A 14322-nucleotide genomic window follows, 5' to 3' on the forward strand; every position below is an offset into this window, starting at 1 on the left:
CGTCACACCGATACGGCGTCAATCCGACGTCTCCGTCGCGATCCACAGATGACGGCGGGTCCCACGCGGAGGCCGGTTCATGTTGGCTGGCCGTCCCCAGGGCCGCACGGGAGCGATGAGGGCGCCCGGGTCCCGGTGGCTTCCCCACACCGCGGTCAGCAGGGTCGCGATGCCGGTCGCGGCGAAGGTGGCAAGGCACAGCGCCACGGCGAGTGTGATCGGATCCAGAACCATGGACGCTCCCGCAGAAACTGGTCGGCGCGCCGGCTTCAGGCAGCGCAATCCTCTGAGGCAACACCCCGACAACAGATTGGCCGGCGCGCGTTGCACGGCTTCCCGCTCGCCTTAACCTTCAGCATAGATGTTTTCAGTTCCGCGGGACCCGCGCTTTTTTCACAGGGCGGCAAACCACAGGAACCGGCGCGGTTCCTTCGCGCCGAGCCGTCCGGCTTTAAAATTCACTCAGCTATTGGATTAAAAACCTAGCCGATGCGTCTCCCGCGCCATTGCCGCCGCAGGATCTGGCGGGCGCGACCATCAGATTTCATCCCAGAAGATGTCAAAAAAATTTTGTCTTCATAATACTGATACGAGAAAAGGCTGCCCCTGACTCAACAGGGACAGCCTTTGGGGAGGTGACGCAGCGGGCGGCCCAAGCTCGCTGAGTCCATTGGCATATGGATGCATCCGTTAACCTGCGCAACCAAGCGATTTGATCATGAGTTCCTTTTCATGATTCACGGATTAATCATAGCCGATGTGGGTAGAGGTGGTTTCAGTCCCGAGATTTGATTTTTTTTCTGAGTCTGAAAAACGCCCCACTCTCCCAGATTTTTTTTCCTACACCTCGCTGATATTTGGCATACCAAACTATGGCGTGCGGGAAACCAGCCCCTGCAGCAAAGCACGGATCGGAAAAGGAGCCGGACGGAAACGGGCCGAAAATTTCTCGAATGGCCCGACGCCAATCGACAGGCCAATCCTAGGGAGGAACGGGAATGAGCGTCAGCTCGACGAACAGCGCGGCCATCGACGCCGATGGCCCATACGGCGCCGCCGCGGACGGCAGCGCCAGGAAGGTCATCCGGTTGGAAGCCCCCGGCACTGGCTTCATGGACACCTGGAAGGCCATGGGGCCCGGCATCGCCGCGGCGATGACCGGCATCGGCGCCAGCCACATCATGCACGCGCCGACCGCCGGCGCGCTGTACGGCTACGATCTGCTGTGGGTGATCCTGGCCGCCTACATCATCAAATACTGCGCCTTCGAATTCGCCCACCGCTACACGATGGTGAAGGGCGAATCCATCATCAACGCCTACCACCGCGTCGGCACCTGGCCGCTGTGGTTCATGATCTTCCAGGGCTTCGCCAACACCGTGGGCATCGCCGGCCGCGCGCTGGGCTGCGCGGCGCTGATGTGGGCCGCCTTCCCCTTCATGTCGCTCCAGCTCTGGGCGGTCGCCATCCTGCTGCTGACCGTGGGCATCCTGTGGATGGGCAGCTACAAGGCGGTCGAGGGCATCTGCAAGATCCTCATCATCGTCTTCGCCGTGTCCTGTTTCGTGGCCTTCGCGCTCCAGGCCCCGCCGCCGGGCGAGTATCTGTCGCGCCTGCTGCCGACCCTGCCGCCGATCGGCTCGATGATGCTGTTCGGCGCCATGTTCGGCTATTTCCCGACCACGCTGGAAGTCGCGCCCATGCAGTCGAACTGGGCCGTCGACAAGAAGGCCGGCATGGTGAAGGTCAACGAGATGCGGGCCCAGGGGCACACCGTGCACCTGGACCCCAACTACATGAAGAACAGCCTGATCCTGTTCAAGCGCGACATGAACATCAGCTACATCATCTCGATGCTGTCGGGCATGATCTTCCTGATCGTCGGCGCCGTGGTGCTGCACCCGCAGGGGCTGGTGCCCAAGGGCTCGGAGATGGGCACGACCATCGCCAGCATCTACACCGACACCTTCGGCGCCTGGATCTTCCCGGTCATCATCGCCGGCGGCGTGGCCGCCCTGTTCTCCACCGTCTTCACCTACTTCGACGGTCAGGCCCGCCTGTTCGAGGAATGCGTGGTGCGTCTGAAGCGCGACTGGGACACCGCGGCGATCCGCAAGCTGCTCTACCGCGGCATGCAGGTGGTGTGGCTGGTCGCCGGCATCGCGGTGGTCTACGGCCTGCCCGAGCCGATCTTCGTGGTCCAGCTCGCCTCGGTCATGGCGCTGGTCTTCTCGCCGGTCCTGTTCTGGCTGACCATCAAGGCGGTCAAGGACAACTTCACCAGCGATTTCGAGCGCGATCTTCTGCCGAGCAAGGTCCAGTTCGCCTGGGCCTGGGGCGGAACGATCAGCCTGATCGGCTTGACGCTCTACGTCCTCATCACGAAGTTCCTCATGTGACGACGCGCGGCTGAAAATGATGTGCGGCGAATAAGAAACTTGCGTGGGCGTCATGGCGAAGCCGCCATGACGCCACATTCTTTTCACAAATTGCGCCCTCACGAACCCCACGACAACTCCGTTCTTCCGGCCAACCAGGAAAGGAAACAAGCGCCATGGATGCTCACAGGCAACCCGCCGGCCGGCGCCCGGCAGCCTTCATCCGCAACTTCATGAGCAACGAGGCCTCGGGCGGCATCCTGCTGATGGTCGCCGCGGCGCTGGCCCTGGTGGTGGCGAACTCCCCCCTCTCCACCGCCTATTTCGACACGCTGCACACCTACATTCTCGGGCTCAGCGTCGGCCATTGGATCAACGACGGGCTGATGGCGGTCTTCTTCCTGCTGGTCGGGCTGGAGATCAAGCGGGAGATGCTGGACGGCCAGCTGTCCACATGGTCGTGCCGCATCCTGCCGGGCGTCGCCGCGGCGGGCGGCATGCTGGTGCCGGCGTTGGTCTATCTCGCCTTCAACGCCGGCAACCCCGCCACGGTCAACGGCTGGGCGATCCCGGCGGCGACCGACATCGCCTTCGCGCTCGGCGTGCTGTCGCTGCTCGGGCCGCGCGTCCCGGTCTCGCTGAAGATCTTCCTGACGGCCCTGGCGATCATCGACGACCTGGGCGCCGTCATCATCATCGCCCTGTTCTACACCGCCGACCTGTCCCTGCCGGCGCTCGGCGTGGCGGCGCTGCTCCTGGCGGCGCTGATCGGGCTGAACCGGTTCGGCGTGCGTTCCCTCCTGCCCTATCTGGTCCTCGGCGCGGGCCTGTGGGGCGCGGTTCTGCTGTCCGGCGTGCACGCGACGCTGGCCGGCGTGACCCTGGCCCTGACCATCCCGCTGCGTCCCTCCTCCGGCGAAGCGGCGGACCCCCACGCGCCGCTGCTCCGGCTGGAGCACGGCATCCACCCCTGGGTGGCCTTCCTGATCGTCCCGGTCTTCGGCTTCGCCAACGCGGGCGTGTCCTTCGCCGGGATGGACGCCTCGATCCTCACCGGCTCGCTGCCGCTGGGCATCGCGCTCGGCCTGTTCCTCGGCAAGATGGTCGGCGTGTTCGGCACCGCCTGGCTGACCATCCGGCTCGGCTTCGCCGGCATGCCGGCCGGGGCCACCACCGCGCAGCTCTACGGCGTTGCCCTGCTGTGCGGCATCGGCTTCACCATGAGCCTGTTCATCGGCGCGCTGGCCTTCCCGACCTCGCCCGAGCTGGGCGACGCGGTGAAGGTGGGCGTCTTCGCCGGGTCGATCCTGTCGGCGACGGCGGGCGCCCTGGTCCTGCGGCTGGTGTCGGCCAAGGACGCCGCGCCGGCCCTGCACGCCGCGGGGGCCGACCGCGGCGCGTGACCGGAGGGGGCCTCCGGGCCCCCTCGCCTGCCCCCCAACTCGCATCGTCCGCGAAGGACGGCGCGGTCGGAGGTGGATCATCAAGGATGATAGTTCTGATCCGGGGGCTGGCCGGGCGCCATCGCGACGACCGCCCCGGAGGTCTGGGTGCTCCATCCGTTCAGACCGGAAATCCAGGCGTTGCCCGCAATCTTGGTCCAGTCATTGCCACTCCATTTGTAGTGGACATGGGCGCGCACCGTGATCGGGTCCAAGCCCTCGACGGCGACGTTCGGCCATTGGATGGTCAAGGTGTACTGGTAGTCCAGCTTGGCCCAGTCCGCCTGTGGCACCTTCGCGAAGATGGGATTGGCATCGTCGGGGCCCGGATTGGCCAGAAGGGCAGTGGCCGCGGCGGTTTTCCGCTGGGTCGGTGGGACGTAAGGCATCGTCGGGATGCTCCTGATCGTTGTTCTCCAAAGGCGACGCCGGCGATGATGGCGCGGCCCCGTACCACAGACGACCACACGCACAGGATGTGAAAGCCTCATCGAGCCCGCGCACAAGAAAAGGGCCGGGGGCTTTCGCCCCCGGCCCTTTCTCCGACGACCGGCCTTGACGACCGGTCAAAAGCCGCCGGAGATCAGTCCTTCAGATTGCCGCAGGCGCGCTGGATGCGCTTGCAAGCCTCTTCCAGGGCCTCGGTGCTGGTCGCGTAGGAGATGCGGAAGTGCGGGGCGAGGCCGAAGGCCGAACCCTGGACGACCGCAACGCCTTCCGACTCCAGCAGGTAGGTGACGAAATCCTCGTCGGTCTCGATCACCTTGCCGTCCGGCGTCGTCTTGCCGATGGTGCCGGCGCAGGACGGGTAGACGTAGAAGGCGCCTTCCGGCTTCGGGCAGGAGATGCCCTTGGCCTGGTTCAGCATCGACACCACGAGATCGCGGCGCTGGGCGAACACCGCCGCGCGCTCCGCGATGAAGTCCTGCGGACCGTTCAGCGCCTCGACGGCGGCGGCCTGGGCGATGGAGGTCGGGTTGGAGGTCGACTGGCTCTGGATCACGCCCATCGCCTTGATCAGCGCCTTCGGGCCGCCGGCGTAGCCGATGCGCCAGCCGGTCATGGCGTAGGACTTCGACACGCCGTTGACGGTCAGCGTGCGGTCGTACAGCGCCGGCTCGACCTGGGCCGGGGTCACGAACTCGATGCCGTCGTAGAGCAGGTGCTCATACATGTCGTCGGTCATCACCCAGACCTGCGGGTGCTTCACCAGCACGTCGGTCAGGGCCTTCATCTCGTCGCGCGTGTAGGCGGCGCCCGACGGGTTGGACGGGGAGTTCAGGATCAGCCACTTGGTCTTCGGCGTGATCGCCTTCTCCAGGTCGGCGGGCTGCAGCTTGAAGCCCTGCTCGGCCGGGCAGGAGACGAAGACCGGCGTGCCTTCCGCCAGCTCCACCATGTCCGGGTAGGACACCCAGTAGGGGGCCGGGATGATGACCTCGTCGCCGGGATTCAGCGTCGCCATCAGGGCGTTGTACAGCACCTGCTTGCCGCCGACGCCGACCGTGATCTGGTCGGGCGCGTAGGTCAGGCCGTTCTCGCGCTCGAACTTGGCGCAGATGGCCTTCTTCAGCGCGGGCGTGCCGTCCACGGCGGTGTACTTGGTGTCGCCGGCCTGGATGGCCTTGACGGCGGCGTCCTTGATGTTGTCGGGGGTGTCGAAGTCCGGCTCGCCGGCGCCGAGGCCGATGACGTCGCGACCGGCCGCCGCAAGCTCGCGGGCTTTCTGGGTGACGGCGATGGTCGGCGAGGGCTTGATGCGCGACAGACGGGACGCGATGATCGACATGGCGTACTGGCCCCTATGACGAAGGTGGCGGAAGGTTGGGGTGAGAACTTGGTATGACCGCGCGAACGCGACGCGGGACCTTACTTCCGCCTTATTGCTCTTGCAAGCCGATCACTCCCCGAGCGGGGCGGTTTCCCGGCAGACGGACGCACCGTTCGGCGCAAAGGCCGGATGCTGCACCGCACAGGCCCGGCTTGACAGCCCGCGCCGCGAACGGGGTATCTTACCTCTTTCTAATCAAAACCCACCATCCGGAGGATCTGCATGCTCACCCGCGTCACGCTGGCCGCCACGGCCGCCCTGCTCCTCGTCGGTATCGGCGGCACGGCGATGGCCCAGGATTCGATCAAGGCGCGCAAGGACGGTTTCCAGACCAGCAAGAACGCGATGGCCGAGATCAAGGACCTGCTGGGGAGCGACAAGGTCGCCCAGGTCGGCCCGGCCGCCCAGCGCATGAGCGCCTTCGCCGCCCAGATCCCCACCCTGTTCCCGGCGGGCAGCGACAAGGGCGACACCAAGGCCAAGGCCGACATCTGGGCGAACAACGCCGATTTCACCGCCAAGGCCCAGGCCTACGAGGCGGCCGCCAAGGGGCTGGAAGCCGCCGCCGCGTCCGGCGACAAGGCCGCCACCGCCAAGCAGTTCGCCGCCGTGGGCGGCGCCTGCAAGGCCTGCCACGAGCGCTACCGCGCCGATTGATCCGGCAAGCCCGCGAACGCCTTCCCCGCCGGTTGCGGGGAAGGCCCCGTGGGATCAGGAACCTCAGCCCGCCTGCACCACCGCCGCGACCAGCCCCGCCGCCGCGGCCAGCACCGCCAAGGCCAGGGCCGCCGGGCGGCGCTTCGGCGACTCGACCGGCGCATCCGCCGGGATCGCCTTCCGCCCCGTGACCATCGGGCGGATCAGATTGTCCCGCTTGACCAGCAGATAGGCCAGCACGGCCAGCACATGCACGCCGATCAGGATCAGGATTCCGTCGGCCAGGATGCGGTGCAGCGTGCTGAAGCCCGCCACCACGCCATTCGACGCCAGCGCCACCAGCGGCCCATCCACCAGGATGTCGTCGGAGGTGAAGAGGCCGGCCACCGCCTGGAGCGTCAGCGCCCCCAGCAGCGCCACCACCATCAGCCCGCCCATCGGGTTGTGCCCGACGACCGGCGCCGGCTCCTTCCCCCCGCGACCGGCGCGGACCATTCCGCAGGCGTAGGCGAGGACGGCGCGCGGGCCCTTCACGAAATGGCTGAAGCGCGCCGTCTGGCTGCCGATCAGCCCCCAGACCAGCCGGAACAGCAGAAGCGCCAGGATCGCCTCCCCCGCCAGCATGTGGATGGTCATGCGGTCGGTCTTGGCGGAGACCACCGCAACCGCCACCAGAAGGACCAGGCTCCAATGAAACAGGCGCGTCGGCAAGTCCCAGACCGCCACCTCGCGCCGGCCCCTCGTCCGATTTTTGGTATTACCAGCAACCATGAATCACCCCTCGCTTCTTCTGTTCTTCCTTAGACTATGCCCCAAGGCGGTGCTTTTTGCCCGCATTTCCGAAAAAAAGTGGCAATCGGGCGGTGCCCCGGCGCCACAGCACTGTCATTGCACTTGAAGAAGCGGTGGCACGGCGGATATGAGTTTCATCAAATCCAGCCCAACAAGGATGCCCGCGTCATGCCCGACAAGCAGCTTCTCCACCTCGTCTTCGGCGGCGAACTCGTCCGCCCCGACTCCGACCAGTTCGTCGACCCGACGAAGGTCCACATCGTGGGCATCTTCCCCAACTACGACGAAGCCTACAAGGCGTGGCGCGGCGCCACCGGGATGACCATCGACGACGCCCACACCCGCTACTTCATCGTGCATCTGCACCGGCTGCTCGATCCGTCGGCGGACGGGCACAAGCACGATTGACGGACGGCGGTACACGGCGGCGCGGGGAACCCTCCGCGCCGCCGCCGCGTTGAGGACCCCCGATGGCGGTCTTCTTCACCAGCGACACGCATTTCGGCCACACCGGCGCGCTCAGCCGCTTCCGCCGCCCCTTCGCGTCGGTCGCGGCGATGGACGAGGCCATGGCGGCCAACTGGAACGCCACCGTCGGCCCGGACGACGTGGTGTGGCACCTCGGCGACTTCGCCCTGCACCGCAAGCCGGACGACATGGCGGCGCTTCTGGAGCGCCTGCACGGCACCAAGCACCTGATCACCGGCAACAACGACGGCCCCGCCACCCTGGCCCTGCCCGGCTGGGCAAGCGTGCAGCCCTACGCGGAGCTTCTGCTGGACGAGCGGCGGCTGGTACTGTGCCACTACGCCTTCCGCACCTGGAACGGCATGTACAAGGGCGCCCTGAACCTGCACGGCCACAGCCACGGCCAGTTGAAGGGCATGCCCCGGCAATTCGACGTCGGTGTGGACGTGTGGGATTTCCGCCCGGTCACCGTCGACGAGATTCTCCACTCACGGCAACGGACGAAGAAACGGGCATAGTCCACGCGACACCCGCCGCGGCCCTCCACAAGGAAAGGCCGACGCAGCGGGAATGGCGTGGATGGAATCCGATGAAATCGGTTGAGCCGGCTTGGTCTGGAGACCGGCTGCACCCAGCGGTTTGCTGAGAGAAGCTGGCGGAGAGCGAAGTCCGAGGCGGGGTTCCCTGGCCCCAATGTGGCTGACAAGAGACTGGTTCGGTCGGCGTCCGAGACCGTTCCACTGCTCAACAGGGGAATACGGCTGGTGCGCTGACGTGGGTTGGCGTCAGGGGTGCCATTTGGTGCTGACATTTTCAGCCTTGCGGCGCGCTCGACCGATTCGGACGCCAATCGAAAACAGGGAAATCCTGTTCGCTGTATCCGTGCACCTGAACGCCTTGCCCATCAACCTCCGGCCAAGCCCCGGCGGTGGAATTGGACATGAGCCTGCCCGAACCCGAATATACGATCTGACGAACCCGCGGATTCCATCGGTGGTGCCGTCATGGCGATGAGGCGCTACAGTTCGCGTCCGGCCGGGCCGCCGGGCGGCAAGGGACCTCGGGAGCGGTGATGGAAGCGTCATTGTGGATCGTCGCGCTGGGCGCAGCCGTGGCCGGGTTCGTTCAAGGCCTGTCGGGGTTCGCCTTCGGGATGGTGGCCATGTCCTTCTGGGCCTGGGGCCTCGACCCTCGGACCGCCGCCGTCCTGACGGTGTTCGGTGCCCTGACCGGGCAGGTGATCGCCGGCCTGTCGATGCGGCGCACGGTGCGCTTTTCCGGCCTGCTGCCGCTGCTGGCCGGCGGGCTGGCCGGAATCCCGCTGGGGGTCGCCATCCTGCCCCACATGGACGCCCGGCTGTTCAAGCTGGGGCTCGGAACCATGCTGGCGGTTTGGTGCCCGATCATGCTGCTGTCCCGGCATCTGCCCAACCCTGGCGCCGCGCCCGCGCGCAGCGGCGGCGGCGGATGCGGCGGTCGGGCTGGCCGGTGGCGTCATGGGCGGCCTCGGCGGCTTCACCGGAGTCGTGCCGGCCCTGTGGTACAGTTTGCGGCCTCTGGACAAGGACGGCCGCCGCGCCGCCATCCAAACCTTCAACCTCGTCACGCTCGGCGCCACCATGGCGGCCTACACGGCGTCCGGAACCGTGACGGCGGAGATGCTTCCCCTGTTCGCCGTGGTCGTGCCGTCCATGCTGCTGCCCATTCTGCTTGGCGGGCGGGTCTATATCGGCATCAGCGAGGCGGACTTCCGGCGGATCGTTCTGGCCCTTCTGACCGCGTCGGGCATCGCCATGCTGGCGGCCTCCCTGCCGTCCGTGCTGCCGCCGTCCGCAAGCTGATCGGTGGACACACGGCGGCGGCGTTTCCCCGAACGCTGGCATGGCAACGGTTAACCGCGCCCATTATTTACATATAAAATTAGTTATTGACACGCTTTGAACACATTACCAGTTATATCCATACTCTATTTATAGACATTCCGAAGGAAGACCGCTCCATGCCGTCGGACCTGATCGTTGCCGAAAGAGGGGCTTGGCGGCCCATGCCGGCCGTGCGCATGGCGCCTCGGCGTCCGGAGCGCGCCGCTTGGCTGACGGAACGGGCGGCGGCGCTGCTCCTTCCGCTGGTGGTGCCCGCCGTCCTGCTGGCGCTGTGGCAGCTTTCCGCCACGCACGGCTGGGTGTCGGTCCAGGCCCTCCCGCCGCCGGCCCTGGTGGCACAGACCCTGTTCGACCTGCTGTGGTCGGGCGACATCTTCGGGAATCTCTGGATCAGCCTGCGCCGCATCCTGTCGGGTTTCCTGATCGGCGGGCTCGCCGGCATGGCGCTCGGCGTCGCGATGGGGCTTTCGCCGCGGGTCGAGCATTACCTGAGCCCGCTGTTCCGCGCGGTCGCCCAGGTACCGTCCCTCGGCTGGCTGCCCTTTCTGATCCTGCTGGTCGGCATCGGCGAACCGCTGAAGTTCCTGATCATCGCCAAGGCCTGCTTCGTCCCGATGGCGCTGAACAGCTTCGAAGGCATCCGCAACATCCCGCCCTCCTTCCTGGAGGTGGCCCGCGTGTTTCGCCTCAGCCGCCGCGCGCTGGTGCTGAAGGTGGTGCTGCCCGCCACCCTGCCGCCGGTCTTCAGCGGCGTGCGGCTGGCGCTGAGCCACGCCTGGATCGCCCTGGTGATCGTCGAGATGCTCGCCTCGACCGAGGGCATCGGCTACCTCACCGCCTGGGGCCGGACGCTGTTCCAGGTGGACGTCGTGATGGCCGGAATGGCGGTGATCGGCGTCGTCGGGCTGACGATGGACGCCGGTCTGAAGCGGATCGAGCGGCGCCTGCGCCGCTGGTCGCCGGCCCAAGCCTGAACGGACGGTGACGCGATGCCCGCCGCCCCGCCCTTTCTCCACGCGCCCGGCCCGCGGATCCGGCGCGGCGCGGTCCTTCCCGCCGCCCTGCTGCTGGCCTGGGCCGCCGCCGCCCATTCCGGTCTGGTGAACGGCCATCTGCTGGTGCCGGTGGAGAAGGTCGCGCTGGTGCCCTTCCTGGACCCGCACGGCGTCCATCTTTGGCCGGGGCTGGCCGCCAGCCTCACCCGCATGGCCGCCGGCTTCACCATCGGGGCCGCCGCGGGGCTGCTGCTGGGCTTGGGCATGGGGTTGTCGCGCACGGCGGACCGCCTGTTCGGACCGACCTTCCACACCGTGCGTCAGATCGCCCTCTACGCCTGGATTCCCTTGCTGACCGCGTGGTTCGGCAATGGAGAGCCGGCCAAGGTGGTGTTCATCGCGCTGTCCGCCTTCTTTCCCATGGTCCTGAACACGCAGGAGGGGCTGCGCACGGTGCCCGCCGCCTACCGCGAGGTGGCGCGCGTGCTGACCCTGTCGCGATGGCAGCTCGTGCGCCGGGTCCTTCTGCCGGGGGCCATGCCGTCGATCGCCATCGGGGTGCAGTTGGCGCTGATCTACGCTTGGCTGGCCACGGTCGGGGCCGAATACGCCATGGGGCTGGGTCGGGGCGTCGGCACCCTGCTGTCGGAGGGGCGGGAGCATTTCCGCATGGACATCGTCCTCGTCGGCGTCCTGACGCTGGCGCTGGTCGGCTTCGCCATCAACGCCGCCTTCGGGCGGATCTTCGCGCGCGCCCTGCGCTGGCGCGGACCCGCCCGCTGAAAAGGACACCGTCATAATGACCACCCCCGGCTCCCTCGACCTGCGCGCGGTCGGCAAGACCTACGCGGTCGACGGCCGCCCGCTGACCGTGCTCCAGGACATCGACCTGCGCATCGAGCCGGGCGAGTTCCTGGCCATCGTCGGCGCCAGCGGCTGCGGCAAGTCCACGCTGCTGCGCCTGATCATCGGGCTTGACGACGGCTACGACGGGGACATCCTGCTCGACGGCCGCCGCATCACCGGGCCGGGGCTGGAGCGCGGCATCGTCTTCCAGGAGCACCGCCTGTTCCCCTGGCTGACGGTAGAGGAGAATGTCGGCATCGGGCTGGAGGCCACCGCGGTCCCCGCCGCCGAGAAGCAGCGCGCCATCCGCGAACACATCGACCTCGTGGGCCTGAGCGGATTCGAGAAGGCCTATCCCTACCAGCTTTCCGGCGGCATGGCGCAGCGCGCGGCGATCGCCCGCGGCCTGGTCAACCGCCCGGAGATCCTGCTCCTGGACGAGCCGCTCGGCGCGCTCGACAGCCTGACCCGCGCGCATTTGCAGGACGAGCTGCTGCGCATCTGGAAGCAGGAGAACGTCACCGCGCTGCTGGTCACCCACGACGTGGAGGAGGCCGTCTATCTCGCCGACCGCGTCGTGGTGATGGAGCCGCGTCCGGGCCGCATCCGCCGCGTCCTTCCGATCGATCTGCCCCGCCCGCGCGACCGCGCCGCGCCGGCCTTCGCCGCCGTCAAGGAGTCGATCATCCAAGAGTTGAGGCGCTGATTCCACACATGAATCGACAGGCCAGACACAAACAAACAGAGAGTCCCATGCCGTTGACGCCGTCCGCCAGCATTGCGCCGGGAACCAAGGCCCCTCCGTTCAATCTGCCCAACCCGCATGGCCATCGCATCGGGCTGCATGATTTTCCGGAGGCCAGGGCCGTCCTGATCGCCTTCATCTCCAACCGCTGCCCCTATGTGCAGGCGATTCGCGAAGCCTTCGCCCCTCTGGCGCAGGACTACGAGCCGCGATACGCGCTGAGCGCCTGACACCCGCCCGCATCGCCTTCCCGGTCAATCCTCCCGAACTTGGCGCCCCGTCCGCGGGGCGCGCTCTTTCTTCGGCTGGCCGCCTGTTTTTCTTCCCCCCTTTACTCTCACGGAGTTCCCAGGAATGGCCGATCCCTCGACGCTGACCCTTGATGCCGACGTGCTCGTCCTCGGCGGCGGTCCGGCGGGGACCTGGGCGGCCATCGCCGCGGCGGAGGCGGGCGCAAAGGTCGTGCTGGCCGACAAGGGCTATGTCGGCACCAGCGGCGCCACCGCCCCGTCCAACACCGGAGCCTGGTATCTGCCCCCCGATCCGGGCCGCCGCGAGGCGGTCATCGCCCAGCGCTGGCCGGGCACGCTGGGGCTGGCCGACCGCGGCTGGATGGAGCGCGTGATGGAGCTGTCCTGGCGCCGCATCGACCAGTTGGCGGACAGCGGCTATCCCTTTCCGGTGGACGAAACCGGCAGGCCCTACCGCGCCAACCTGCGCGGCCCGGACTACATGCGCTTCATGCGGCAGCTCGTCGGGAAGGCCGGCGTGCGCATCCTCGACCACGCGCCGGGGTTGGAGCTTCTGCTCGACGGCGACGGCCGCGTCGCCGGGGCCGCCGGGGCCGCCGGGCGCCGCCGCAACAGTGGCGAAATCTGGCGCGTCCATTCGGGAGCGGTGGTGATCGCCACCGGTGGCTGCGCCTTCCTGTCCAGGGCGCTGGGCTGCAACGTGCTGACCGGCGACGGCCTGCTGATGGCGGCGGAGGCCGGGGCCGACCTGTCGGGCATGGAGTTCTCCAGCGTCTATGGCCTCGCCCCGCTGGGCAGCGCGGTCACCAAGGGCCTGCCCTTCTTCTGGGCCAGCTTCACCCACGAGGACGGCACGCCGGTCGAGACGCAGGGCGACCGCGCCGGTACGGTGGCCGGCGCGCTGGTCCAGGGCCGCCCGGTCTACGCTGTGCTCGATCGGGCGGACGAGGCGCTGCGCGGCTGGCTGCGCAAGAGCCAGCCCAACTGCTTCCTGCCGTTCGACCGTGCCGGCATCGACCCCTTCACCCAGCGCTTCCCCGTGAATCTGCGGCTGGAAGGCACGGTGCGCGGCACCGGCGGCATCCGCCTGACCGGGGAGGATTGCGCCACCCTGGTGCCCGGCCTCTACGCGGCGGGCGATGCGGCGACGCGGGAGGACATCGGCGGCGCCAACACCGGGGCCGGCGGTCCCAACGCCTCCTGGGCCATCGCCACCGGAGCGCTCGCCGGTCAGGGGGCGGCAGGCTTCGCCCGGGGGACGGCGGGGCGGGACCGGCGGCGCTTCGCGGCTGGAACGGCGGGGCTCCGCCCCGGCGGACGTGAAGCCTCTGGCTTCGCTCCCGACGAGGTGGTCCGCGCCACCCAGGCGGAGGTGCTTCCGCTCGACCGCAACTACTACCGCAGCGGGGCGGGGCTCGACGCCTCGCTCGCCGTGCTGGACGGGCTGTGGCGGGAGGTGCGCGACCGCGCGCCGCGGCCCGGCGGCGACCCGATCCGGGCGCGAGAGGCCGCCGCGATGATCGCCACCGCCCGCTGGATGTACGCCAGCGCCCGCCTGCGCACCGAAACCCGCGGCATCAGCAAGCGCACCGACCGGCCCGGCACCGACGCCGCGCTCGCCCACCGCATCCATTCGGGCGGGCTCGACGCCGTGTGGGCGCGGCCCGCCGCTTCCTGGGGAGCCTCCGCATGATCGCCCTGATTTCCGAATCCCGCTGCGCCGCCTGCGGCACCTGCGTGCGCGTCTGCCCGACTGGCGTGTTCGACGAGCGGCCCGGCGACCTGCCGGTCATCGCCCGGCAGGACGACTGCCAGTCCTGCTTCCTGTGCGAGATCCACTGCCCCACCGACGCCCTCTATGTGGACCCGGACGCCGACCGGCCCGCCACGGTGGACGAGGCGGCGCTGGCGGCGAGCGGCGCGCTCGGCGGCTACGCCCGCGCGCTGGGCTGGAACCGCGGCCGCATGGGCGGCACGGCGGAGGATCTGACCCTCCACCTGCGCGCCGCCTCCGCCGTGCAGGCGCCCCCCTGA

General features: G+C 68.2%; 15 protein-coding genes and 1 pseudogene. 12 read left to right on the forward strand and 4 right to left on the reverse strand.

Translation table 11 applies throughout. The annotated features are described in order from the left end of the window. Positions 1–18 precede the first annotated feature (18 nt). On the reverse strand, positions 19–234 hold the full coding sequence (locus tag TSH58p_RS09140; protein ID WP_109072405.1) for a hypothetical protein: 216 nt from the start codon (positions 232–234) through the stop codon (positions 19–21). A 764-nt stretch (positions 235–998) separates the two neighbouring features. Here TSH58p_RS09140 and TSH58p_RS09145 point away from each other — a divergent pair. Beyond that, complete coding sequence (locus tag TSH58p_RS09145; RefSeq protein WP_109072404.1) at positions 999–2399, forward strand: Nramp family divalent metal transporter; 1401 nt, start codon at positions 999–1001, stop codon at positions 2397–2399. A gap of 155 nt (positions 2400–2554) precedes the next feature. Then, on the forward strand, positions 2555–3781 hold the full coding sequence (nhaA, locus tag TSH58p_RS09150; protein WP_109072403.1) for a Na+/H+ antiporter NhaA: 1227 nt from the start codon (positions 2555–2557) through the stop codon (positions 3779–3781). Between the two features lie 80 nt (positions 3782–3861). Here nhaA and TSH58p_RS09155 read toward each other — a convergent pair whose 3' ends face one another. Further along, positions 3862–4209 carry a hypothetical protein gene (locus tag TSH58p_RS09155; RefSeq protein WP_109072402.1) on the reverse strand — a complete coding sequence of 116 codons (348 nt, stop codon included), beginning with the start codon at positions 4207–4209 and terminating at the stop codon, positions 3862–3864. A 194-nt stretch (positions 4210–4403) separates the two neighbouring features. Continuing rightward, a complete protein-coding gene (locus TSH58p_RS09160) occupies positions 4404–5609 on the reverse strand; it encodes a pyridoxal phosphate-dependent aminotransferase (protein ID WP_109072401.1) in 1206 nt (401 codons plus the stop codon). 264 nt (positions 5610–5873) lie between these two features. Here TSH58p_RS09160 and TSH58p_RS09165 point away from each other — a divergent pair, with 264 nt between their 5' ends. Then, positions 5874–6308 carry a cytochrome c gene (locus tag TSH58p_RS09165; RefSeq protein ID WP_109072400.1) on the forward strand — a complete coding sequence of 145 codons (435 nt, stop codon included), beginning with the start codon at positions 5874–5876 and terminating at the stop codon, positions 6306–6308. A 63-nt stretch (positions 6309–6371) separates the two neighbouring features. Here the strand turns inward: TSH58p_RS09165 and TSH58p_RS09170 are convergent, their stop codons facing one another. Further along, positions 6372–7034, reverse strand: a complete 663-nt coding sequence (locus tag TSH58p_RS09170; RefSeq protein ID WP_256380060.1) for a cytochrome b/b6 domain-containing protein — start codon at positions 7032–7034, stop codon at positions 6372–6374. Between the two features lie 234 nt (positions 7035–7268). Between TSH58p_RS09170 and TSH58p_RS09175 the strand changes: the two genes are divergently transcribed. The 9 genes and pseudogenes from TSH58p_RS09175 (at position 7269) to TSH58p_RS09215 (ending at position 14322) form a co-directional block, all read left to right on the forward strand. Beyond that, the gene (locus TSH58p_RS09175) at positions 7269–7508 is read left to right on the forward strand and encodes a DUF4170 domain-containing protein (protein WP_035675610.1); all 240 of its coding nucleotides are present in this window, start codon (positions 7269–7271) and stop codon (positions 7506–7508) included. A gap of 62 nt (positions 7509–7570) precedes the next feature. Beyond that, the gene (locus tag TSH58p_RS09180) at positions 7571–8086 is read left to right on the forward strand and encodes a metallophosphoesterase family protein (protein ID WP_109072398.1); all 516 of its coding nucleotides are present in this window, start codon (positions 7571–7573) and stop codon (positions 8084–8086) included. Between the two features lie 635 nt (positions 8087–8721). Next, a pseudogene (locus TSH58p_RS09185) lies at positions 8722–9409 on the forward strand (sulfite exporter TauE/SafE family protein). 203 nt (positions 9410–9612) lie between these two features. After that, positions 9613–10425: an ABC transporter permease gene (locus tag TSH58p_RS09190; RefSeq protein ID WP_109072397.1), complete on the forward strand. Its 813-nt coding sequence runs from the start codon at positions 9613–9615 to the stop codon at positions 10423–10425. A 15-nt stretch (positions 10426–10440) separates the two neighbouring features. Then, positions 10441–11229 carry an ABC transporter permease gene (locus TSH58p_RS09195; RefSeq protein ID WP_109072396.1) on the forward strand — a complete coding sequence of 263 codons (789 nt, stop codon included), beginning with the start codon at positions 10441–10443 and terminating at the stop codon, positions 11227–11229. Between the two features lie 16 nt (positions 11230–11245). Next, a complete protein-coding gene (locus tag TSH58p_RS09200; protein WP_109072395.1) occupies positions 11246–11998 on the forward strand; it encodes an ABC transporter ATP-binding protein in 753 nt (250 codons plus the stop codon). 47 nt (positions 11999–12045) lie between these two features. Continuing rightward, positions 12046–12267, forward strand: coding sequence for a redoxin domain-containing protein (locus tag TSH58p_RS09205; RefSeq protein ID WP_158282659.1), 222 nt, complete (start codon positions 12046–12048; stop codon positions 12265–12267). 124 nt (positions 12268–12391) lie between these two features. Continuing rightward, complete coding sequence (locus TSH58p_RS09210; protein WP_109072393.1) at positions 12392–13981, forward strand: FAD-dependent oxidoreductase; 1590 nt, start codon at positions 12392–12394, stop codon at positions 13979–13981. After that, complete coding sequence (locus TSH58p_RS09215; RefSeq protein ID WP_109072420.1) at positions 13978–14322, forward strand: ferredoxin family protein; 345 nt, start codon at positions 13978–13980, stop codon at positions 14320–14322. Before TSH58p_RS09210 ends, TSH58p_RS09215 begins: the two co-directional genes overlap by 4 nt.

This window comes from Azospirillum sp. TSH58 (assembly GCF_003119115.1).
Classification (GTDB): domain Bacteria; phylum Pseudomonadota; class Alphaproteobacteria; order Azospirillales; family Azospirillaceae; genus Azospirillum.